This is a genomic window from Halopseudomonas sp., assembly GCF_047631575.1.
Classification (GTDB): domain Bacteria; phylum Pseudomonadota; class Gammaproteobacteria; order Pseudomonadales; family Pseudomonadaceae; genus Halopseudomonas.
Genome location: NZ_JBLIAB010000003.1, coordinates 64,261 through 84,557, shown reverse-complemented (window position 1 = coordinate 84,557; position 20,297 = coordinate 64,261). Strand labels below are relative to the sequence as shown.

At 55.3% G+C, this 20,297-nt stretch carries 24 protein-coding genes; 15 read left to right on the top strand and 9 right to left on the bottom strand.

The annotated features are described in order from the left end of the window. Positions 1 to 453, bottom strand: coding sequence for a flavodoxin domain-containing protein (locus ACJAXR_RS07135; protein WP_415057568.1), 453 nt, complete (start codon positions 451 to 453; stop codon positions 1 to 3). 121 nt (positions 454 to 574) lie between these two features. Between ACJAXR_RS07135 and ACJAXR_RS07130 the strand changes: the two genes are divergently transcribed. Next, positions 575 to 1,021: a PAS domain-containing protein gene (locus tag ACJAXR_RS07130; RefSeq protein WP_415057567.1), complete on the top strand. Its 447-nt coding sequence runs from the start codon at positions 575 to 577 to the stop codon at positions 1,019 to 1,021. A 12-nt stretch (positions 1,022 to 1,033) separates the two neighbouring features. Here ACJAXR_RS07130 and ACJAXR_RS07125 read toward each other — a convergent pair whose 3' ends face one another. Then, positions 1,034 to 1,876 carry an HD-GYP domain-containing protein gene (locus ACJAXR_RS07125; RefSeq protein ID WP_415057566.1) on the bottom strand — a complete coding sequence of 281 codons (843 nt, stop codon included), beginning with the start codon at positions 1,874 to 1,876 and terminating at the stop codon, positions 1,034 to 1,036. Between ACJAXR_RS07125 and ACJAXR_RS07120 the strand changes: the two genes are divergently transcribed. Beyond that, a complete protein-coding gene (locus tag ACJAXR_RS07120) occupies positions 1,862 to 2,137 on the top strand; it encodes a hypothetical protein (protein WP_415057565.1) in 276 nt (91 codons plus the stop codon). The two genes, ACJAXR_RS07125 and ACJAXR_RS07120, sit on opposite strands and share 15 nt — an antisense overlap. A gap of 9 nt (positions 2,138 to 2,146) precedes the next feature. Here the strand turns inward: ACJAXR_RS07120 and ACJAXR_RS07115 are convergent, their stop codons facing one another. Beyond that, positions 2,147 to 2,275, bottom strand: coding sequence for a DUF3391 domain-containing protein (locus ACJAXR_RS07115; RefSeq protein WP_415057564.1), 129 nt, complete (start codon positions 2,273 to 2,275; stop codon positions 2,147 to 2,149). 392 nt (positions 2,276 to 2,667) lie between these two features. Continuing rightward, the gene (locus tag ACJAXR_RS07110; RefSeq protein WP_415057563.1) at positions 2,668 to 3,636 is read right to left on the bottom strand and encodes a MerR family transcriptional regulator; all 969 of its coding nucleotides are present in this window, start codon (positions 3,634 to 3,636) and stop codon (positions 2,668 to 2,670) included. A gap of 145 nt (positions 3,637 to 3,781) precedes the next feature. Between ACJAXR_RS07110 and ACJAXR_RS07105 the strand changes: the two genes are divergently transcribed. Continuing rightward, positions 3,782 to 4,216 carry a thiol-disulfide oxidoreductase DCC family protein gene (locus ACJAXR_RS07105; protein ID WP_415057562.1) on the top strand — a complete coding sequence of 145 codons (435 nt, stop codon included), beginning with the start codon at positions 3,782 to 3,784 and terminating at the stop codon, positions 4,214 to 4,216. Here the strand turns inward: ACJAXR_RS07105 and ACJAXR_RS07100 are convergent. Next, the gene (locus ACJAXR_RS07100) at positions 4,213 to 4,470 is read right to left on the bottom strand and encodes a hypothetical protein (protein ID WP_415057561.1); all 258 of its coding nucleotides are present in this window, start codon (positions 4,468 to 4,470) and stop codon (positions 4,213 to 4,215) included. The genes ACJAXR_RS07105 and ACJAXR_RS07100 overlap by 4 nt on opposite strands. 209 nt (positions 4,471 to 4,679) lie before the next feature. Between ACJAXR_RS07100 and folM the strand changes: the two genes are divergently transcribed. The 6 genes from folM (at position 4,680) to ACJAXR_RS07070 (ending at position 7,581) form a co-directional block, all read left to right on the top strand. Then, complete coding sequence (folM, locus tag ACJAXR_RS07095) at positions 4,680 to 5,381, top strand: dihydromonapterin reductase (RefSeq protein ID WP_415057560.1); 702 nt, start codon at positions 4,680 to 4,682, stop codon at positions 5,379 to 5,381. Between the two features lie 20 nt (positions 5,382 to 5,401). Beyond that, on the top strand, positions 5,402 to 5,959 hold the full coding sequence (gene folE / locus ACJAXR_RS07090) for a GTP cyclohydrolase I FolE (protein WP_415057559.1): 558 nt from the start codon (positions 5,402 to 5,404) through the stop codon (positions 5,957 to 5,959). Between the two features lie 2 nt (positions 5,960 to 5,961). Continuing rightward, positions 5,962 to 6,339, top strand: coding sequence for a dihydroneopterin triphosphate 2'-epimerase (folX, locus tag ACJAXR_RS07085; protein WP_415057558.1), 378 nt, complete (start codon positions 5,962 to 5,964; stop codon positions 6,337 to 6,339). Between the two features lie 78 nt (positions 6,340 to 6,417). After that, complete coding sequence (locus ACJAXR_RS07080; RefSeq protein ID WP_415057557.1) at positions 6,418 to 6,723, top strand: DUF1244 domain-containing protein; 306 nt, start codon at positions 6,418 to 6,420, stop codon at positions 6,721 to 6,723. After that, complete coding sequence (locus tag ACJAXR_RS07075; protein WP_415057556.1) at positions 6,720 to 7,055, top strand: HopJ type III effector protein; 336 nt, start codon at positions 6,720 to 6,722, stop codon at positions 7,053 to 7,055. Before ACJAXR_RS07080 ends, ACJAXR_RS07075 begins: the two co-directional genes overlap by 4 nt. Before the next feature lie 31 nt (positions 7,056 to 7,086). Further along, positions 7,087 to 7,581, top strand: coding sequence for an RDD family protein (locus tag ACJAXR_RS07070; protein WP_415057555.1), 495 nt, complete (start codon positions 7,087 to 7,089; stop codon positions 7,579 to 7,581). A 27-nt stretch (positions 7,582 to 7,608) separates the two neighbouring features. On the opposite strand, the gene lptG is transcribed toward ACJAXR_RS07070, so the two are convergent. Beyond that, entirely contained in the window at positions 7,609 to 8,670 is a 1,062-nt protein-coding gene (gene lptG, locus ACJAXR_RS07065; protein WP_415057554.1) for an LPS export ABC transporter permease LptG, read from the bottom strand. After that, the gene (gene lptF / locus ACJAXR_RS07060) at positions 8,657 to 9,760 is read right to left on the bottom strand and encodes an LPS export ABC transporter permease LptF (protein WP_415057553.1); all 1,104 of its coding nucleotides are present in this window, start codon (positions 9,758 to 9,760) and stop codon (positions 8,657 to 8,659) included. The genes lptG and lptF overlap by 14 nt, the downstream gene beginning before the upstream one ends. 150 nt (positions 9,761 to 9,910) lie before the next feature. Between lptF and ACJAXR_RS07055 the strand changes: the two genes are divergently transcribed. The 6 genes from ACJAXR_RS07055 (at position 9,911) to ACJAXR_RS07030 (ending at position 18,545) form a co-directional block, all read left to right on the top strand. Beyond that, positions 9,911 to 11,401: a leucyl aminopeptidase gene (locus ACJAXR_RS07055; protein ID WP_415057552.1), complete on the top strand. Its 1,491-nt coding sequence runs from the start codon at positions 9,911 to 9,913 to the stop codon at positions 11,399 to 11,401. Positions 11,402 to 11,465: 64 nt separating this feature from the next. Continuing rightward, the gene (locus tag ACJAXR_RS07050) at positions 11,466 to 11,897 is read left to right on the top strand and encodes a DNA polymerase III subunit chi (protein WP_415057551.1); all 432 of its coding nucleotides are present in this window, start codon (positions 11,466 to 11,468) and stop codon (positions 11,895 to 11,897) included. A 3-nt stretch (positions 11,898 to 11,900) separates the two neighbouring features. After that, complete coding sequence (locus ACJAXR_RS07045) at positions 11,901 to 12,485, top strand: hypothetical protein (protein ID WP_415057550.1); 585 nt, start codon at positions 11,901 to 11,903, stop codon at positions 12,483 to 12,485. Between the two features lie 129 nt (positions 12,486 to 12,614). Further along, the gene (locus ACJAXR_RS07040) at positions 12,615 to 15,467 is read left to right on the top strand and encodes a valine--tRNA ligase (protein WP_415057549.1); all 2,853 of its coding nucleotides are present in this window, start codon (positions 12,615 to 12,617) and stop codon (positions 15,465 to 15,467) included. A gap of 59 nt (positions 15,468 to 15,526) precedes the next feature. Next, positions 15,527 to 16,537 carry a nucleoid-associated protein YejK gene (gene yejK, locus ACJAXR_RS07035; RefSeq protein ID WP_415057548.1) on the top strand — a complete coding sequence of 337 codons (1,011 nt, stop codon included), beginning with the start codon at positions 15,527 to 15,529 and terminating at the stop codon, positions 16,535 to 16,537. A 70-nt stretch (positions 16,538 to 16,607) separates the two neighbouring features. Next, positions 16,608 to 18,545: an ATP-dependent DNA helicase RecQ gene (locus ACJAXR_RS07030; RefSeq protein ID WP_415057882.1), complete on the top strand. Its 1,938-nt coding sequence runs from the start codon at positions 16,608 to 16,610 to the stop codon at positions 18,543 to 18,545. A gap of 10 nt (positions 18,546 to 18,555) precedes the next feature. On the opposite strand, the gene ACJAXR_RS07025 is transcribed toward ACJAXR_RS07030, so the two are convergent. Beyond that, positions 18,556 to 19,317 (bottom strand): ABC transporter permease, encoded by a 762-nt coding sequence (locus ACJAXR_RS07025; RefSeq protein WP_415057547.1) that lies wholly within the window; start codon positions 19,315 to 19,317, stop codon positions 18,556 to 18,558. Further along, positions 19,314 to 20,276: an ABC transporter ATP-binding protein gene (locus tag ACJAXR_RS07020; RefSeq protein WP_415057546.1), complete on the bottom strand. Its 963-nt coding sequence runs from the start codon at positions 20,274 to 20,276 to the stop codon at positions 19,314 to 19,316. The genes ACJAXR_RS07025 and ACJAXR_RS07020 overlap by 4 nt, the downstream gene beginning before the upstream one ends. Positions 20,277 to 20,297 lie beyond the last annotated feature (21 nt).

Here is a 20,297-nt window from a genome sequence, read left to right as displayed (position 1 = left end):
TTAGCATTGTATTACGGCAATGAACTGATCAAACCAGGGCGCGGCGTCCAGCTCGGGAGATACCGTCTCGCTGGCGTCCAAACGCAGCATGGGCAGCGCCTCATGCGCCTGAAGCTCAAGCAGTAACTCACGCAGCTGCTCGCCACCTTGGCAGAAGGTATCTCCATAGGCCGAGTCACCCAAGGCAACGACCGCAAAGGGCTTGCCGGTAAAGAGCGGGAAGCGATCCTGAAGGCCTATAAAAAAAGGCATGAACGAATCGGGCAACTCGCCCATGCCCGTTGTTGAAACGCATACCAAGATAGCGTCTGGATTCGCCTCGAGGAGCCCATCAACATTGGCGGGCTTTATCCTTGACACCCCAAGCCCTGCCTCACGGCAGCGATCAGCAGCCTCGTCCGCAACCAGATCTGCAGTCCCGTAAACAGAACCACTCAGCACAGCGACATGCATTTTTTCCTCCAAAGTACCCGCTAAAGTGACCTATTATGCCGCACTCTTTGCCCTCTCGCGCGTTGGACAGGGCGGGATGTTGCTATAGAATGTGTTTAAACAATTGGAGAATGTGGTTGCAATGATCAATGCCAAACTTCTGCAGCTCGTGGTTGATGCATCAAATGACGGCATTGTCGTCGCCGAGCAGGAGGGCGATGACAATATCCTTATTTACGTCAACAAGGCTTTTGAGCGTCTCACTGGTTATCACACAGATGACATTCTCTATCAGGATTGCCGATTTCTGCAGAAAGATGATCGCGACCAGTCAGGACTCCGGGCAATACGCGACGCGGTAAAAACCGGGCAGCCATCCCGTCAGATTTTGCGTAATTACCGCAAGGACGGCAGCATGTTCTGGAACGAGCTATCCATCACTCCTGTGTACAATGAAGCAGATCAGCTGACTTATTTCATCGGTATACAGAAGGATGTCACCGAGCAGGTGCAAAATCAGGAGCAAGTTGAAACCCTGAAACAGGAAGTCGCCCAGTTGCGGGCGCAGTTGGCAAACACGGGGAAGTAGAATAATCCCCTGTTAGCCCAGCTTGATATTGGCGAACATAAATGACTCCAGATTAATGCCATAAGCCCCATCCGCAAGTACCCCCGCAATCTTCATTCCACCCTGCAGCGCAGCCGGCTCATGCTTCAGATCCACAACCAGCTGCTGCATTGGTTGTTTTTGGTCATCGAGTAACAGTGCCACCTTCGGTGAAAGTCGGTGCAACGGATCGACGGAGAGAACAATACCTACCTCACCACTGCCCATTTGCATCAGAGAGCCCGGGGGGTATAGGCCGATGCATTCGATGAACTTGATCACCAAGCTTTCATCGAACTGCGTTCCAATGTTTTTGTAGAGAATTTTCAACGCTTCTGCCGGCGATTTACTAGGGCTATAACAACGCTCGCTAGTGATGGCGTCATAGGCGTCGACTATCGTGATCGCACGGGTATAAAAATCAAGCCTGCCCGCCGGCAGCTTCTCTGGGTAGCCCTTACCGTCTATACGTTCGTGGTGCGGGTAGGCCACGTTGATAACTTCCTGCGGTACCTTCGGATCCTTTGCCAACTGGTCTCGACCCATGACAGGATGCAGCCGGAGGTGCCTGGCGTCCTCGGGAGTAAGGCGTCCGCGTTTATTGAGAATGTCTTGGTCGAGGCTCATTTTGCCAACGTCGTACAGCATGCCACACAAACCAAGCAACTCAATATGCTTGGCTCCCAAGCCCAGATGCCGGCCCAGAGCCATTGCCTGGATACCGACGTTCACGCAATGCTCGGCCGTGTACTGATCAACGTGCTTTATCCGCGTCAGCCATAACAGTGCAGAAGGGTTTCGAATAACCGATTCCAGGCAGTCATGTACGACAACCATCATCTGCTCGATATCGATACTCTGATGGTCGCAGATGAGCTGGAGAATGTATTTTATTTCTGCCAAAGAACGGCTTTAGGCCTTAACAGCCCGGCCAATCTCACTCTCGATATCCACGTTGATCGGATACGCCTGAGGCCCGGGGCCGGAGATTGCCTTAAGTGGCTTCAGCACGGAAACATCCACTCGGGTAAGCAGGAGATCAATATAAACGTATTCGCACAGGCTTTTCAGCGCAACAAGGTCATCTTCGTGGGATAACAGGAAGCCCTAGTACAAAAAGGGCGTTTCCAGCCAAGGCTTATCCAGTCTACATACGTACATTCCAAACTGCAGCTGAATAGGATGAATACGGACCTGATGAAGATCTTTGGTTAGTTTTTCTGTCACGCAGCTCATCTATTTCAATATGATGATGAAACATGGCGCTGGCGAGCGAAAGCCCTACACACTAGTGCGATAAATGTTAAGAAACACATTCTACTATGGGCAAAGAAAATCCAAAGACATGTCCGACGAAGAGCAATGCTGATACGCCATAACAACTTGAATAAAGCAGATGATTTGATAGTATAAGTCTTGAGCAGAGAACACGCGGACTGGGTAAACGCAGAGGGTACATAATAAGTGTGGTTTTAAAAAACCCCGGTAGTCCAAAGGAAGAACCGACTACCGGAGTGCGCAGCTTTGGATCCGTGTCTCGCATTAACTACGAGTCCGTAGATATAAATTATACAAAATTACTGACATTGTATAATTTTGAACGTTACCGGATATTCCGCGCTTACCCTTTAATGGTTATCCAGCCGCCCGGCAAGCAAGCCACGCATTTTGTTGACCAGTCCATGCCCGTAAGCTCCCAGAATCTGAACTCCCGCGGCTTCCAACTCTGCTGACTGCACTTCACACACGGGACCTACGATAGCGACAGGGCAGCCCAGAGCCTGCTCCATTCGTGGTAACGCCTTGCTCAGAGCATCCCCGTCCAGCGCATGATCGCCGTAAAGAAAGAGAGCGTCGCACGCCGAACGTTCAGCAATGGCTGTCAGTTCGGCATAAGAAGACATGACCGGCACATAGGTAACGTTGGCATCTGCCTCAATAATAAGGGCTGCCACCGAAAGAATCTCGAACTCGGACGCGCTACCCGGCATCACCACGAGCATCACTGTCGGTAATCCTGGTCTCAGATAACCGATGCGCTGGAACAGCCGGCCGCGAACAAAAGCATCCAGAAAGGCCCACTGTCCAGTCGCTACGTCAAGGCCCGCTTTGTCGCGAAAAAGCCTCCATACCGGAAGCGCAATGTCATACAAAACGGTGGTGACTGGGAAAGCAGAGTGCGCTTGCCCGTAGACAGCATCCAGTGTCGCCAGATCGATACTGTTAACCGCTTCAACCAGCTTCGTCTGCCAATCCGGCAGACCGCTAGCCGCCTCAGCACCGGCAGTGATCCCATCGACTTGGGGGGCGTCCCTGACGGCAACTTCCCGATCAATAATTGAGGCGACCTTACTCACGGCCACACCACGCTCAATCCATGCAGTTACCTGACGCACCCGTTCAATATCAGCCATGGAATAGAGTCGATGGCCGCTTGGCGTCCGGTGGGGTACTAGCATGCCGTATCGGCGTTCCCACGCCCGAAGCGTAATAGGGTTAACGCCGGTCAGACGCGACACCTCTCTAATGGGATAGAGATCTTCCTTTTCCAGGTCAACATTCTGGACTGTATGGGTAGAATCAGTGTTATCGGTCATATCTGTTTACAGAGGAAATCGGGGGTACGGCCGTTAGCGTTTGCGGAAACCGCACCTGGCCCGTTAGATTGAAACCTATTGTACAGAACTTGCGCAACAGCAAAAGCCTGTACACACCTGCTGGCCAGTTGAATGGAGAATACCCGTGCTTACCATTTCACCCGCGTGGCCGCTGACTCTTTATTACGACGGTGAGTGTCCCTTGTGTCTTCGTGAAATACGCATGTTCGAAAGGCGTAACGCCGATACCCGACTGAAACTGATCAACATCGCGGCACCCACTGCTGATACCTTACCGGGCCTCTCGCGCGACGAGATGCTGGCTTGTTTGCATGCCCGATTCCAGGATGGACACATCGTGAAGGGCATAGATGCAACGTACTGGAGCTATCACGCTGTGGGTCTTGGCTGGCTGGTCAAACCCTTGTGCTGGAACTGGGCAAGGCCGTTCTGGGAATGGGCATACCGACTGTTCTGCCGGCTACGCCCTGCCATAGCACGCATGGTTCCGATGCCCGGTAACTCTGTGACGGCAAGTTGTGAGAGCGACCGTTGTGAGCCGCGTAAAAAAGATCATTAACGGCCGATGACCTCATCCTGTGCTACGGTCACTTTCAACGTCGGCGGCACTATGCCGCGCCGGCGCAAAGTAGCTTGCAGTTGACCTAGTGACTGCCAGAAGCAGGGTTTCTGGTTGTCTGTCAACAACAGGAATGGAGCCTTTCCAGCAGGCAATACCTGCACCGCGTAACGATTAAGACCACTATGCGTGATAATATTGATTCCCTGTACCTGGCCGCTTTGCAAAGCAGCGGCAAGTTTGCCAATGTTCATTCGGGAACTCCTGTGGCCAGACTGTCACGGGGCAACTGCGAACAAGCTAATAATTCAGAAAACGTCACATGCGTCGCAAATGGCAATACTAATAAGTTGTACATATTATTAGTATCGTATAAGTTTAGCAAAGGATTTGGCCGCTTAGTCCGTTGCCGCTGTACCCCCGGACTGAGCGGCCGGGTCCTTACCCTGACGACGAGAGCCTGATGACTGTCAGTAACACGATTTTGATAACCGGCGGTGCACAAAGGGTAGGTCTGCATTGTGCTCAGCGGCTGGTAGAAGATGGTTACCACGTAATCATCACATGTCGGTCACTTCGCCCCGAGTGGAGAGATCAGCCCTTGTCAGGCATTGATGTAATGCTCGCCGACTTCTCCAGCCTCAAGGGTATCGAGCAGTTTATAGAGCGTCTTCAGGATCAAGGTCCCAAGCTTCGAGCAATCATTCATAATGCTTCACTGTGGCTTGAGGATCAGTCCGGCGCAGAGGCCATGCAACAGATGTTCATGGTACACATGCAGGCCCCCTTCCTGATCAATGACGCATGCTCGCTGTTGCTCGACCCGCACCAGACAACCGATATTATTCAGCTCACCGATTATGCCGCCCAACGCGGCAGCAAAAAACACGCCGCTTATTGTGCCAGCAAGGCTGGACTGGAAAACCTGACACTGTCTTTTGCGGCTCGGCTGGCGCCGCAGGTCAAGGTCAACTCTATAGCCCCGGCACTGATCATGTTCAATAGCAGTGATGATGAAATATACCGCCGCAAAACGCTGGCGAAATCCGCTCTGGGCATCGAACCCGGACCGGAAGTTGTTTACCAGTCCATTCGCTACCTGATGGACAATTCATACGTGACCGGCACCAGCCTGACCCTGAATGGCGGCAGGCACCTGAAATGACACCCCGAGAGACTCCTCAAATGAGCCTAGAAAACCTCACCCGCAACTACCACGACATTATTACCAACCTCGGCGAGAATCCCGACCGCGAAGGGCTCAAAGGCACACCTCAACGTGCAGCCAAGGCCATGCAATTTCTGTGCAGGGGATATGATCAGTCCCTGGATGAGATTGTGAACGGCGCGCTTTTCGCCTCGACCAATGATGAGATGGTGATCGTCAAGGACATCGAACTCTATTCCTTGTGTGAGCATCATCTGCTGCCCTTCATTGGCAAGGCGCATGTCGCCTATATTCCGACCGGTCAGGTTATCGGCCTGTCAAAAGTAGCTCGTATCGTGGACATGTTTGCCCGCCGCCTGCAGATTCAGGAGAACCTGACACGGGAAATAGCCGAGGCTCTCCAGTCTGTGACCAATGCCAAAGGCGTGGCGGTCGTCATTGAAGCCAAGCACATGTGCATGATGATGCGCGGGGTCGAGAAACAGAACTCATCGATGCACAGCTCGGTCATGCTCGGTGCGTTCCGCGAGTCGGTTAATACCCGGCAGGAATTTCTGCAATTGATCGGGCGCTAAACATGAACAAACTGACACCCGGCATGGCACGTATTCGAGTCAAGGATCTTCGTTTGCGCACCTTTATTGGTATCAAGGAAGAAGAGATCCTCAACCGCCAGGATGTGCTGATCAATCTGACCATTCTTTACCCGGCGGCTCAGGCCGTCGAGCTGAATCAGATTGATCAGGCATTGAATTACCGCACCATAACAAAAGCGGTCATCCGACATGTGGAAGACAACCGTTTTGCCCTGCTCGAGCGTCTGACTCAAGAGCTGCTCGATCTGGTGATGTCTCACTCCGAGGTGCGCTATGCCGAGGTAGAGGTCGATAAACCCCATGCGTTGCGCTTTGCCGAATCCGTCTCAATCACGCTGAGCGCCGACCGGGATAGCTGACAACGAGGTTATTGCTGCGCCTGAACGGGGCCAGTATGATCGCGCCAAACGTCCCCAAACAACTCTGCGGAGTCGAACATGACCAAGCAAGAACGTACTGAACTGGAGGCTGCAGCCTTTCGTACTCTGCTAGCGCATCTCAATGGACGTAAGGATGTGCAGAACATTGAGCTGATGACACTCGCAGGGTTCTGCCGCAACTGTCTTTCCAAATGGTACAAAGCAGCCGCCGATGATATCGATGTGGAGCTGACAATGGATCAGGCGCGCGAAGCGGTTTACGGGATGCCCTACTCCGACTGGAAGGACCGCTACCAAAATGAATCCAGTCCAGCGCAGCTGGCAGATTTTGCTGCTGCACAGCCCAAGGCGAATCAAAAGTGAGCCGAAATACGCTAATCGAAATACTCAAATGCACGAGCCATTGTTTTGCCGATACCCTGAGCTTTATCGAAAAGCATTATCATTACCGGGCCAGCGGTTTTGATAACGGTCCAGTACGAAATGATGTGGGTGACAATCAGGGATCATGTAAGGCTCTGGCAATGGCGCTGGATCTGGGCCTGAGCGACTCACAGGCACTGCAGTGCTTCGCTGAGCATTATCAGGCAGTACTGATCCATCCCGATGGCAGCGATCACGCCAACATTCGCGCATTGCGTGAGCACGGCCTGGCCGCAGTCCGATTCGACACCCCACCCTTGACCCGGCGCTAGGCGCCTTCGCCTCATTCGCTCCGGAGCACAGATGAATATTAAACAACTCGAACCAGTGGGCGACTTTCCAGCTACTACATTAGCTCGGCGAATCACGGTGGCTAGTTACGACCTGTTCCTGCTGATCGCTGTCTGGATGGTCGCCACTTTTGCTTATCTGGGCGTTCATATTGTGCTTACAGGCGAAAAAGTGGCGCACCAACAGGCAGAGGCAGGCAGTTTCATCGGCGATTACCTGCTGACTGTCATGGTGATCCTTCTAAGTTTGTTATTTTACAGTATCTTCTGGACCCTCAAAGGCCAGACGCTGGGCATGCAGGTATGGGGGATCAGAGTCCAGCAGCCAGGGGGACGTTCGATCACACGTCGCCAGGCATTGATCCGGTTTATTGTCGCTCAATTGGCCTGGCTGTGTCTGGGTCTGGGGTTTCTCTGGGCACTGTGGGACCCACGGTCCCGAACCTGGCACGACATCGCATCAGGCACCCAGCTGGTTACTCTGCCAAAGGGTACCTTCAAGAAATAGCACGTGGCCGGGGTGCCGGCATCCGGATTATCCCGCCCTTCTCATCAGCCATGCGCCGAGCAGGAACAGCAGCAGCATCGGAGCCAATACCGCAATCAGCGGCGAAAATCCGAATACCAGACTGGACGGTCCAAGCAAGTCCTGAACCATGCGAAAACTGAAGCCAACAAGCACACCGGTGAACACCCGCTGGCCCAGCGTGACAGAACGCAACGGGCCAAATACAAAAGAAATCGCAACGAACACCAGGGCTAGAGTAGCAAGGGGCTGAAAGAGCTTTTTCCAGAACGCCAAGCGGTACTGTTCGTTGCTCAGGCCCTGCTCGGCCAGGTATCTCTGATAATGCCAGATCCCGCTCAGGGGTAGCACACCGGGGTCAAGTACGACCACCTGCAGCAACTCAGCGGAAAGCAGAACGTTCCAACGCTCCTGGGTAACCAGGCCCACCTCACTACGGTCAGGCTCGGGAAACCGTGTGGTCTGCACATTTTCCATTAACCAGCTGTCATCTTCTACGATAGCTTTGCTGGCAAAGCTGGCTTCAAGCAAACGGCGCTTATCATCAAAGCGGTACCGGGTAATCCCGCGGAGTGCGCCATCGAGCTGCACCGCATTAATATGCAAAAAATCGTTGCCTTCGCGATGCCAAAAGCCACGAGATTTGAACGCCTGCTCTGTACCTTGGGCTATAGCACGGCGGCTTTCAGCCATGTTTTCGCTACGGGGCGCTGCGTACTCACCAAGGAGCACACCCGTCAACAAAACCACCAACACAGGTTTGAAAACCGCCATGACAATGCGCGTAATGGATACACCCGCGGCACGCATGACAGTCAATTCCGAATTACTCGCCAGCGTACCCAGACCAATCAGCGATCCGATCAACGCAGCCAAAGGCAGCAGGTCATACAGCCGGCGTGGCAGTGTAAAAAGCGTATAAACCAGCGCGTCCATCCCGCCATAGCTGCCTTCCACATCGTCCAGCTCGTCGATGAAGGCGAAAAGCAGATCAAGCCCAAGCACGATCACCGCGACGATCACAATACTCAACAAAACCGTCGCACCTATATGCTTATCAAGAATGCGCATGAGCAATCTCCCGCGGCACTGGCTGAGGCAAAAGGGCCTGGCGATTAAGCACCACACCGATAATCAAAAAGAGTACATGCACCCACCATAAGCCCAGAACTGCCGGCAAGGCGCCCGACTCCATCCAGCCTCGGGCGCTGATCAGCAACGCCAGATAGGCCATATACAGCATCACCGCAGGCAATAACTTGAGAAAGCGCCCCTGCCGCGGATTGACGCGCGAAAGCGGTACGGCAAAGAAAGCAACTATGAAGACCAGCAGAGGCAGCGCCAATCGCCATTGCAACTCCGCACGCAGATCAACGTCAGAATGACCAAACAACTGCAGCGTGGGAATACCTTCGCGGTCGGTCACCTCGGTTGCAATCTCCGGCTTTGGCAGCAGTACGCCGTAGGTGTCATAGCTGATCACCCGAAAGTCGGCAGAGCCAGGTGTGCCGTCGTAACGATAACCGTCATACAGCACAAGGTAGCGACTGCCATCGACATTCATCTGCTGTCGTCCGGTTTCCGCCACCAGAACGCCTACCGTTGTATCATCGATGCCCCCGGCGCGTTCGGTAATAAACAGATCCTCCAGCTGAGTACGATCTTCTGAAAGACCACCGGCATAGGTCACACGCTGACCGCTGCCCAGCGATTGAAAACGGCCCGCCGCCAGGGTATCGAACTCTGTCATGGCAGCCTGCTGATTAAATAGCTGCTGGGTTTTCAAAACGCCAGCCGGCGCCAACCAAAGACTCAAGATGGCAACAATGAGAGCCACTATCAGTGCGGAGCCCTGGGTATACCAGAGTATTCGTCGATCACTGAAGCCATTAGCGGACAGCACTGTCATTTCGCTATCCAGATACATCCTGCCGTATGCCAGCAGGACGCCGAGAAACAGGCCCAGCGGCAGAATCAGCACCATGAATCCAGGCAGCCGATATCCTATGATCAGGAAGAGCACCCCGGGGTCGAGTTGGCCCGCGGCCGCCTGGGCGAGGTACTTGATGAACCGTCCACTCATGATGATGAGTAGCAGTACGCCACTGACTGCAGTCAGGGTCAGCAACACTTCACGGCTCAGATAACGAAACACAATCACAATAACTTCCTTGGCCCCAGGCACTTGAATGAGCCAGAATGGAGGGATATCGAGTTTGGATGCAAGTGTAACGCCGATCCCGGCGCACGGCGGTCCGACTTGCTGGCTGTATTATCAGTCAATCAACATCATTTGTCTTGGGGAGTACTAATGGACTTTAACGTCAAGCACGGCACACTCGAAACCATCAAGAGCGGCTGCCTGGTCGTCGCCATCAGTGAAGGCGCCCCCCTTGAGGGCCCCGCCGCCGAACTGGATCACGCGTGCAGTGGCCAGATTAGCGCCGCAATCAAGCAGGGCGATATTACCGGTAAAAGCGGCCAGACCCTCATGCTGTTTGGTCTGCCGGGTATTAGTGCGCAGCGTATATTGCTGGTGGGCCGGGGCAAGGATGCCGAACTTGGCGACCGGCAGTTCCGCAAACTGGTCCAGAAAGTCATCATTACATTGAAGGATGGTGGCGCCACTGATGCGCTGCTGACGCTGGCCGAGCTGCCAGTCAGCGGACGTGACCTGTATGCACGTACGCGCCTCATGCTGGAAACAATACGCGAAAACCTCTACCAGTTTGATCAGTTCAAAACACTCAAAGCCAGCAAGCCACGACTCAAGAAATGTCTGATCTGGTCTGCCGATAAAGCCGATGCGGGCCAGCTCAAGCTAGCGGTAGAGCATGCCGAGGCCATCAGCGACGGTATCGACCTCACGCGTACTCTGGGCAACCTGCCTGGCAACGTCTGCACACCGACCTATCTGGCCAATCAAGCCAAGGCTTTGGGCAAGACCTACAAAGAACTGGACGTCGAGATTCTCGATGAAAAGGATATGAAAGCGCTCGGCATGGGCGCCCTATTGTCCGTCAGCGCGGGCAGCGCGGAACCTGCCAAACTGATCCGCATGAGCTACCAGGGCGCCAAGGCCAAGGATCAGCCTCATGTACTCGTCGGTAAAGGCATTACCTTCGATACTGGTGGTATCAGTATCAAGCCGTCGCCGAATATGGACGAAATGAAGTACGACATGTGTGGCGCTGCGACCGTCTTTGGGGTTCTTAGAGCCGTTGTTGCCCTGAAACTACCGATCAATCTGGTATGCCTCGTGGCCTCGGCAGAAAATATGCCCAGCGGAACGGCCACCAAGCCAGGCGACATTGTCACCAGCATGTCCGGCCAGACTATTGAGATCCTCAATACCGACGCCGAGGGCAGACTGGTGCTCTGCGACACCCTGACCTACGCCGAACGCTTCAAACCTGCCAGTGTCGTCGATATCGCCACCCTGACCGGCGCCTGTATTGTCGCGCTGGGTAGCAATACGTCGGCGGTGATGGGGAACAATGAGGCGCTGGTGCAGCAACTATTAAACGCCGGCAAACAGGCCGATGATCGTGCATGGGAACTACCTCTATTCGAGGAGTACCAGGAACAACTGGACAGCCCCTTTGCCGACATGGGCAACATCGGTGGCCCGAAGGCCGGTAGCATAACCGCAGGCTGTTTCCTGTCACGCTATGCCAAGGCTTACCCCTGGGCTCACCTGGATATTGCCGGCACAGCCTGGACCAGCGGCGGCAAGGACAAAGGCGCAACAGGACGCCCCGTACCGCTATTGATGCAATATCTTCTGAACCAGATCCAGTGATCAGCAGCGACAGGCCGGGCAACACCACATCCGCCACCTGTCGCCTGCCTCCCAGGTAGCCACCATGACCCGCATAGACTTCTATCTGCTGACCAGCACCAACCCTGGCCTGCGCCTGGATTATGCCTGCCGGCTGGCTCACAAAGCCTGGATCAAGGGTCACCGGGTCTATCTCAACTGCACAGATGCCGAGCAGGCCGAGACTCTTGACCGTTTGTTATGGCGCTTTCGCGCCGACTCGTTCCTACCCCACGGCCTGGCTACAGACGACCCCACACAAGCGGTGGTGTGTGGCCACGGTGAACCCCACGCTGCCCACAACGATTTACTGATCAATCTCGCGGACAACACCGCCGAATCGTTCAGCCGGTTCAACCGGCTGGCCGAAATTGTCGTTGAGAACGACCCGATTCGCCTTCCGGCACGCGAGCGATTTCGCTTTTACCGCGAACGGGGCTATCCTCTGCAAACCCATCAGATACGGACAGCAGGATGAATCATGGCGCAGCGCGACCCTTCGGAACCATCACGTCTGCTCAAGGACCTGGAGTCCATTCGTACTCTGCTGGACGAGCCATCAGAGCCCACCGCTAGTATTGCAGGTAGCACTGACGCGAAGCTGGACGTACCCCTCCTGCAGGACATCATTACTGACGCTCCCGGCCTGGACCTCAGCCAGCCACTGACGCCTGTCAACCTGATCGCAGGCAACCCCCCTGCACCTGCAGCGCAGCTTATCCCAAACCCTACCCAGCCCTTACCTGCACGCCCCCCAACGCCCAAGCCGAATCCGTTTCTGCCCTATGATCAACTAGCAAGACTGGCGGAGGAACGGGTGCAACTGGATCGCCTGATGGCCGGCCACGTCCCTCCGCCCTCGATGCGCCCCTCGACACGCCAGAGTATCGGTCGTGACAGTGCACACACCGGCGCGCGGGAAGTCCGTATGGAGGCACGTCTGCAGGCCGAAGCACACCTCATTCTGCAGGAAGTCATAGACGACATGATGCCGACCATTGAGGCCGAACTGCGTAATCGCCTGCAGGACAAGTTGCAGCAGATGGTGCGCGAGCAACTTAAATAAGCGCCTGCGGGCTGGGCCTCAGCGTCCCCTGCCCGCTATAATGGGTGTTTTTTCCGCGACGATCCTGCCTGCTACGCCGCAACCGGCACGGCCTGTCGCCGACTGACCAATCGGATACCCAGCATACCCATGGACAAGACCTACCAGCCCCACGCTATCGAATCTTCCTGGTACCAGAACTGGGAGCAGAATAACTACTTCTCACCCCAGGGCTCGGGCGAGTCCTACACCATTGCGCTGCCACCACCCAACGTGACCGGTAGCCTGCACATGGGTCATGGTTTCAATAACGCGATCATGGATGCATTGATCCGTTTCCGTCGCATGCAAGGCCGCAACACCCTGTGGCAACCCGGCACGGACCACGCTGGTATAGCAACCCAGATGGTTGTCGAGCGCCAGCTCGCGGCTCAAGGTCAGTCACGTCATGACCTGGGCCGCGCGCAGTTTCTCGATAAAGTCTGGCAGTGGAAGGAAGAGTCCGGCGGCAACATCACCCGGCAGATACGCCGCCTGGGTAGCTCGGTAGATTGGAGCCGCGAACGCTTCACCATGGACCCAAGCATGTGCGAAGCGGTCAAGGAAGCCTTTGTTCGCTTACACGAAGACGGCCTGATCTACCGCGGCAAGCGCTTGGTGAACTGGGACCCGGCGCTGCACACTGCCATATCCGATCTGGAAGTGGAAAATCACGAGGAGACCGGCTCGCTGTGGAACCTGCGTTATCCGCTGGCAGACGGCGCAACCACGGCCGAGGGTCAAACCTATTTGATCGTTGCCACCACGCGTCCCGAAACAATGCTGGGCGATACTGCAGTGGCCGTCAATCCACAGGATGAGCGCTATCAGGCGCTGGTCGGCAAGTTCATTGAGCTGCCACTGGTTGGCCGGCGCATTCCCATCGTCGCGGATGACTACTGCGATCCCGAATTTGGCACTGGCTGCGTGAAGATCACCCCGGCCCACGACTTTAACGATTACGAAGTCGGAAAACGTCACGCCATGCCGCTGATCAATATTCTCGACAAGGACGCGGCGATTCTTGCCAGTGCCCAGATCTTCAATATCGACGGCACCATGAACACCGATGTCGATCCGGGCTTACCTGCTGAATACGCGGGTCTGGACCGCTTCGAAGCGCGTAAGCGTATCGTCGCCGATTTCGAGGCGGCCGGTCTGCTGGAAAAAATCGAGCCTCACGCACTCAAGGTACCCAAGGGTGACCGCTCAGGCGTGATCATCGAGCCCTGGTTGACCGACCAGTGGTATGTGTCGACCAAGCCTCTGGCCGAACCCGCGATTGCAGCAGTAGAGGATGGACGAATCCAGTTCGTGCCTAAACAATACGAGAACATGTACTTCAGCTGGATGCGTGACATTCAGGACTGGTGCATCAGCCGCCAGCTCTGGTGGGGGCACCGAATTCCAGCCTGGTATGACGAGTCCGGCAAGGTCTATGTGGGTCGCGACGAAGCCGAAGTACGCGCCAAACACAGCCTTGGCGACGCTGTCCTGCGCCAGGATGAGGACGTGCTCGATACCTGGTTCAGCTCCGGCTTGTGGACTTTCTCTACCCTTGGCTGGCCCGAGCAGACCCAGGCATTGAAGACGTTTCACCCGACCGATGTTCTGGTGACCGGGTTCGACATCATTTTCTTCTGGGTTGCACGGATGATCATGCTGACGATGCATTTGATGAAACACGACGACGGCAGCGCTCAGGTCCCCTTCAAGACGGTTTATGTGCATGGTCTGGTCCGCGATGGCCAGGGCCAGAAGATGTCCAAGTCCAAGGGCAACGTACTCGACCCGTTGGATATCATCGATGGTATCGATCTGGAGTCACTGGTAACCAAGCGCACCAGCGGCATGATGCAGCCAAAAATGGCGGCCAAGATCGAGAAGCAGACCCGCGACGAGTTCCCCGACGGAATCGCCGCCTATGGCACCGATGCCCTGCGCTTTACCAACTGCTCCCTGGCTTCCACCGGACGGGATATCCGGTTCGATATGGGCCGCGTTGAAGGCTATCGCAACTTTTGCAATAAGATCTGGAACGCCGCGCGTTATGTGATGATGCAGTGCGAAGACAACGACACCGGCATCGATGGCGCAGCGGCGGTAGAGCTGACCCTGGCTGATCGCTGGATCATTTCAGCCCTGCAGCGTACCGAAACCGAAGTGACCCGGCAGCTTGATCAATTTCGTTTTGATCTGGCGGCACAGGCACTCTACGAATTCATCTGGAATCAATACTGCGACTGGTATCTGGAGCTGTCCAAACCGGTTCTGTGGGACGAAAACGCCCCGGCCGAGCGCCAGCGGGGCACCCGCCGTACACTGGTGCGCGTGCTGGAAGCAGCCCTGCGTCTGGCCCATCCGTTCATGCCCTTTATCACCGAAGAGATTTGGCAACGCGTGGCCCCGCTGGCGGGTAAAGCTGGCCCTACGATCATGCTCCAGCCCTGGCCGCAGGCCGATGAGAGCCGACTGGATGAAACTGCCGAGCAGGACATCGAATGGCTCAAGGGACTAATCCTCGGCGTACGCAACATTCGCGGCGAAATGAATGTTGCCCCCGGCAAGGAACTTGATCTGCTGCTGCGCAACGCGGCACAGGAAGATCACCGCCGACTGGCAGAAAACGACACCTTCCTGAAGAAGCTCGCCAAGCTATCCTCGGTCACCGTCCTGGCAGAAGGTGACGAAGCACCTTTGTCCGCTACCGCCCTGGTCGGCGAATTGGAAGTACTGGTGCCCATGGCAGGCCTGATCGACAAGACCGCCGAGCTGGCCCGACTGGACAAAGAGATCCAACGTCTGCAAGGCGAAGTCAAACGCATCGGCGGCAAGCTAGGTAACGCCGGATTTGTCGACAAGGCGCCGCCGGCGGTGATCGACAAGGAGCGTGGCAAACTCGCCGATGCTGAAAAAGCTCTGAGCCAACTCAGCGAACAACGTAGTCATATTGCCAGCCTTTAGGCTCGAGGCGGGCCGGAGCTCAATCCGGACCGCCCGGTATCAGCAACAGAAGAGACACCATGCCCATCGATAACAGTATTGTTCATCAAATTCACAAGAAACCCGACGGCCAACCGGCCAGCCTGAGCCTGCGCGACAGCGAGCTGACCAATTCCGAGGCACTCGAGCAGCTGCTTGCCGGCCTGATCGAGGCCTACAATAGCAAGCCAAATAAGGCCTGGGGCTATTTCCAGCCCGAAAGCGGGGCCTACCCATTCAGCGGTTGGTTGCAGCAGCTGGTCGACGGTGAGCAGGATTTCATCGGTTTCTCACGCCAGTCCACCGAGCAGCTGAAAACCCTAATGGAGGGCTCCAATCTCGCACTGGGCGGCCATGTACTCTATATCCGCTACCGTCAGGGCATGACCGCGTTTCTGATTATCGCCCTGTTGCACCATACCGAAGGGGTCACTGTCACCGACAGTCTGGAGGTCGCTTCGGCACGTCACCTGGATCTATCCAGCTTGAACATGGCGGCGCGGATCAATCTGACCGAGTGGAAACAGAACGCCCAATCGACCAAATACATCTCCTTCATCCGTGGGCGCAGCGGCAAACGGGTCTCGGACTACTTTCGCGACTTCATCGGCTGTATCGAAGGCGCCAATCCTGAAGAAGAAACCACTACCCTGCTGCAAGCCTTCAGCGATTATGTTGGCGAAGCGGATTACCAGCCCGAAACCTTACGCAATAAGACCAAGGCCATGAGCGGCTACGTCAACAGCCAGGCTCGTCAGGGCGAACAGGTCGCGCTGGAAGAGCTCTCTGGTGTCATCGACGAAGAAAAACCGCGTGCCTTCTACGATTACATACGCAACAAGGATTACGGCCTGTCCCCGGAAATTCCAGCGGATAAACGTACCCTGAGCAACTTCATGCGTTTTTATGGCAAGGCTAATGGCCTGTCGATCAGCTTCGAAGCGCACCTGCTCGGTGAACAGGTGGAGTACGACGAAGGTCAGGATTCGCTGGTTATAAAACATCCTCCCAAGGGCCTGGTCCAACAACTGCGGAATAAAAAAAGCCGCTGAGACAGAGGCTATTTGATTGATTGTGCGACAGGTCGCAGACAAGACGGCGCAAATTGCGCACCATGTCACCATGATCAAACAGACACTGCTCGACACTTTCGGCTTCAGCCAGTTTCGTCCCGGCCAGGAGGCGGCCATTACCTCCGTGCTGGCAGGTCGCTCCGCGGCCGCAATATTCCCTACCGGCTCGGGCAAGTCGCTTTGCTACCAGCTCTCTGCCCTGCATCTGCCGCATCTGACCCTGGTTATCTCGCCGCTGCTGGCGCTGATGCAGGATCAGCTGACGTTTCTTGAGCGCCATGGTATTGCCGCAGGCAGCATTGACTCGGCCCAGGGCCGTGACGAGAGTAACCGAGTCATGGCCCGAGCACGTAACGGCGAACTGAAGATCCTGATGATCTCGGTCGAGCGGCTAAAGAATGAGCGGTTCCGGCATTTTATCCAACAGGTGCCCATCTCACTGATGGTCGTCGACGAAGCACACTGTATCTCCGAGTGGGGGCATAATTTTCGTCCCGACTACCTGAAACTGCCGGCGTATCAGCAACAACTGAATATCCCTCATGTACTGCTGTTGACTGCCACAGCGACCCCGCCAGTTATCGCGGATATGCAATCGCGCTTCGCTATTGCCGGGGAAGATGTAGTGACAACCGGCTTCTACCGCCCCAATCTGCATCTGGGTGTTGAACCGGCGGCTACCGCTGACAAGCCCGGCAGACTTGTTGAATGGCTTGGCGCTCGGCCTACAGAGGCATCCATCGTCTATGTGACTCAACAAAAAACCGCAGAGGATGTTGCCCTCCAGCTGAGCACCCAAGGCATTGCAGCCAGCGCTTACCACGCAGGCCTTGCGCACGAGCGCCGGGAGACTATCCAGCAACAGTTCATGGGCGGACAGATCAATTGCATTGTCGCAACCATCGCTTTCGGCATGGGCATCGACAAGAGCAATATCCGCAATGTGGTGCATTATGATCTGCCAAAATCGATCGAAAACTACAGTCAGGAAATCGGCCGCGCCGGGCGTGACGGTGAACCGTCGCGCTGCCTGATTCTGGCTAACCGGGACAATCTGAATGTGCTGGAAAACTTTGTCTATGGCGACACACCGGAACTAATCGGCATTCGCGGCGTGCTGGACGATCTACTGACTACCCCTGACCAGTCGGGACAGTGGGAGATTATGCTCAACGCCCTCTCCTCGCTGAGTAATATTCGTCAACTGCCACTCAAGACTCTGCTGGTGCAACTGGAGTTGCGCGGAATCATTGCGCCTCGCTACGCCTATTTTGCCGAGTACCGCTTCAAGTACCTGCTCGCGGCAGACGAATTAGTCGCTCGCTTCCAGGGTGAGCGGCAGCAGTTTGTTCAGGCGATTGTCAGTACATCAACGCGGGCACGCACCTGGTGCACTGTGGATTTCGAAGCGCTCTGGCAGCAAAATGGGGCCGAGCGCGGCCGGGTAATCAAAGCCTTGGACTACTTTCAGGAGCAGGGCTGGATCGGGATGGAAAGCAAGCAGATGACCGAAGTGTATGCCTTGGTCGCCCGAGATTTCGACCCACAAACACTGGCAGAAGAGTTATACACATATTTCCTCATGCAGGAGCAGAGCGAAATACGTCGCATCCACGCGATGCTCGATCTTTTCGCAACCGGCACCTGCCTGAGTCATCGACTGGCCCTGCATTTTGGCGACGAGCAGGTGCCTTTGCACTGCGGCCATTGTTCGGTGTGCGACGGCCAACATCAAGCCTTGCCCGAGCCGCCGCAGGCAGAGCTGCCAGAGGCTTCCAAGATACGCTCGCTAGCCGATTCCTTTATCCAGAGATACGCTGCACTGCATGGCATGGCGCCCGGCAGCGAATGCCTTACGCGCTTTCTTTGCGGTATCACCACGCCGCTGTTCACCCGGATGAAAGCACGGCAAATTCCCGGCTTTGCCGCACTACAGAACCATCCTTATGCACGGGTCAGAGCGCTGAGTGGCAACATTCAGGACTGACTCTGCACGCTCAAGGCTTGAGTCGATAACCGGTCTTGAATATCCACCCGACAATGCCAAGGCAAACGAACAGAAACACCAGCGTCATGGCCAGACTGATCGCAATATGGACGTCGGCAACGCCGTAGAAACTCCAGCGAAATCCGCTGATCAGGTAGACCACCGGATTAAACAAAGTGATGGTCTGCCAGATCGGCGGCAACATGCTGATCGAGTAAAAACTGCCGCCCAGGAATGCCAGCGGGGTAACAATCATCAACGGAATAATCTGCAGCTTTTCGAACCCGTCAGCCCAGACCCCGATAATAAACCCGAACAGACTGAACGTTACTGCCGTGAGCACCAGAAAACAGAGCATCCAGACCGGATGCTGTATCTCGTACGGGACGAAGATTCTCGCCGTGACCAAAATCAGTAAACCAAGAATGACCGACTTCGTAGCGGCGGCTCCGACGTAACCAACAACAATCTCCGCCGGCGACACCGGTGCCGAGAGGACTTCATAGATGGTGCCGGTAAATTTGGGCATGTAGATACCAAACGAGGCGTTGGAAATACTTTCGTTGAGCAACATCAGCATGATCAGACCCGGAATGATGAAGGCGCCGTAACCTACGCCATCCACCTCAGCCATGCGTGAACCGATCGCCGCGCCAAACACCACAAAATACAGCGACGTAGAAATAACCGGAGAGGCAACGCTTTGCAACAGAGTGCGGCGCATGCGGTTCATTTCAAATTGATAGATCGCTTTGATTCCATATACATTCATGACAGCTCCTCGGTAGCCTGCTGTTTCAGCTGTCCAGGATGATTGTGAACCAGCCCGACAAAGATATCCTCCAGAGAGCTTTGACTGGAGTGCAGATCCTTGAACTCAATCCCTTCGCGCGCCAGCGCCCGCAACAGCTCGGCAATACCCGTCTGTTCCGTAAGAGCATCAAAGGTGTAGACCAGAGCGTGGCCGCCCTGCGCCAGCTCCAATTGATATTCCGCCACCGTCTCCGGTATGTGAGTCAGAGGCTGCTGCAAGTGGATACTTAATTGCTTGGTACCCAGCTTGCGCATCAGCGTGGCCTTGTCTTCCACCAAGATGAGGCGACCTCCATTGATCACCCCGATACGGTCAGCCATCTCCTCGGCCTCTTCGATGTAATGGGTGGTCAAAATGATCGTCACGCCTTTGTCTCGCAGAAGCCGGACCATCTCCCACATATCCCGGCGCAGCTCCACATCAACGCCGGCGGTCGGCTCATCCAGAAACAACACATCGGGCTCGTGGGAGAGCGCCTTGGCAATCAGCACGCGCCGCTTCATGCCTCCGGACAGGCTCATGATTTTCTCGTTGCGCTTGTCCCACAACGACAGATCGCGCAAAACCTTTTCCAGGTGTGCAGCGTCAGGTGCCTTACCAAATAGCCCGCGACTGAGCTTCATGGTCGCCCAGACACTATCAAACATGTTGTTGGTCAGCTCCTGCGGAACCAGACCAATTGTCTTCCGTGCTGCCCGATAATCACGAACAATATCATGGCCATCGACGATGACCTGCCCGGCCGTGGCATTGACGATGCCGCAGATAATACTAATAAGGGTAGTCTTGCCCGCACCGTTGGGCCCAAGTAGAGCAAATATCTCACCACGGCGAATATTCAGGTCGATGCCGTCCAGGGCTTTGAAACCCGTTGCGTATGTCTTGGTGATACCTTTTACCTGGATAATGTCGTTCACGATGCCTCCGTAGTAGAGTCG

What these genes read in the sequence shown, in the direction of transcription:
- ACJAXR_RS07115 (WP_415057564.1), bottom strand. Translation starts at nt 2,275, where the DNA reads ATGAGCTGCGTGACAGAAAAACTAACCAAAGATCTTCATCAGGTCCGT.
- ACJAXR_RS07120 (WP_415057565.1), top strand. Translation starts at nt 1,862, where the DNA reads ATGTACGACAACCATCATCTGCTCGATATCGATACTCTGATGGTCGCA.
- ACJAXR_RS07070 (WP_415057555.1), top strand. Translation starts at nt 7,087, where the DNA reads ATGAATATTAAACAACTCGAACCAGTGGGCGACTTTCCAGCTACTACA.
- ACJAXR_RS07125 (WP_415057566.1), bottom strand. Translation starts at nt 1,876, where the DNA reads ATGGTTGTCGTACATGACTGCCTGGAATCGGTTATTCGAAACCCTTCT.
- ACJAXR_RS07050 (WP_415057551.1), top strand. Translation starts at nt 11,466, where the DNA reads ATGACCCGCATAGACTTCTATCTGCTGACCAGCACCAACCCTGGCCTG.
- ACJAXR_RS07055 (WP_415057552.1), top strand. Translation starts at nt 9,911, where the DNA reads ATGGACTTTAACGTCAAGCACGGCACACTCGAAACCATCAAGAGCGGC.
- yejK (WP_415057548.1), top strand. Translation starts at nt 15,527, where the DNA reads ATGCCCATCGATAACAGTATTGTTCATCAAATTCACAAGAAACCCGAC.
- ACJAXR_RS07040 (WP_415057549.1), top strand. Translation starts at nt 12,615, where the DNA reads ATGGACAAGACCTACCAGCCCCACGCTATCGAATCTTCCTGGTACCAG.
- folX (WP_415057558.1), top strand. Translation starts at nt 5,962, where the DNA reads ATGAACAAACTGACACCCGGCATGGCACGTATTCGAGTCAAGGATCTT.
- folM (WP_415057560.1), top strand. Translation starts at nt 4,680, where the DNA reads ATGACTGTCAGTAACACGATTTTGATAACCGGCGGTGCACAAAGGGTA.
- ACJAXR_RS07045 (WP_415057550.1), top strand. Translation starts at nt 11,901, where the DNA reads ATGGCGCAGCGCGACCCTTCGGAACCATCACGTCTGCTCAAGGACCTG.
- ACJAXR_RS07135 (WP_415057568.1), bottom strand. Translation starts at nt 453, where the DNA reads ATGCATGTCGCTGTGCTGAGTGGTTCTGTTTACGGGACTGCAGATCTG.
- ACJAXR_RS07130 (WP_415057567.1), top strand. Translation starts at nt 575, where the DNA reads ATGATCAATGCCAAACTTCTGCAGCTCGTGGTTGATGCATCAAATGAC.
- folE (WP_415057559.1), top strand. Translation starts at nt 5,402, where the DNA reads ATGAGCCTAGAAAACCTCACCCGCAACTACCACGACATTATTACCAAC.
- ACJAXR_RS07100 (WP_415057561.1), bottom strand. Translation starts at nt 4,470, where the DNA reads ATGAACATTGGCAAACTTGCCGCTGCTTTGCAAAGCGGCCAGGTACAG.
- ACJAXR_RS07110 (WP_415057563.1), bottom strand. Translation starts at nt 3,636, where the DNA reads ATGACCGATAACACTGATTCTACCCATACAGTCCAGAATGTTGACCTG.
- ACJAXR_RS07025 (WP_415057547.1), bottom strand. Translation starts at nt 19,317, where the DNA reads ATGAATGTATATGGAATCAAAGCGATCTATCAATTTGAAATGAACCGC.
- ACJAXR_RS07080 (WP_415057557.1), top strand. Translation starts at nt 6,418, where the DNA reads ATGACCAAGCAAGAACGTACTGAACTGGAGGCTGCAGCCTTTCGTACT.
- ACJAXR_RS07030 (WP_415057882.1), top strand. Translation starts at nt 16,608, where the DNA reads ATGATCAAACAGACACTGCTCGACACTTTCGGCTTCAGCCAGTTTCGT.
- lptG (WP_415057554.1), bottom strand. Translation starts at nt 8,670, where the DNA reads ATGCGCATTCTTGATAAGCATATAGGTGCGACGGTTTTGTTGAGTATT.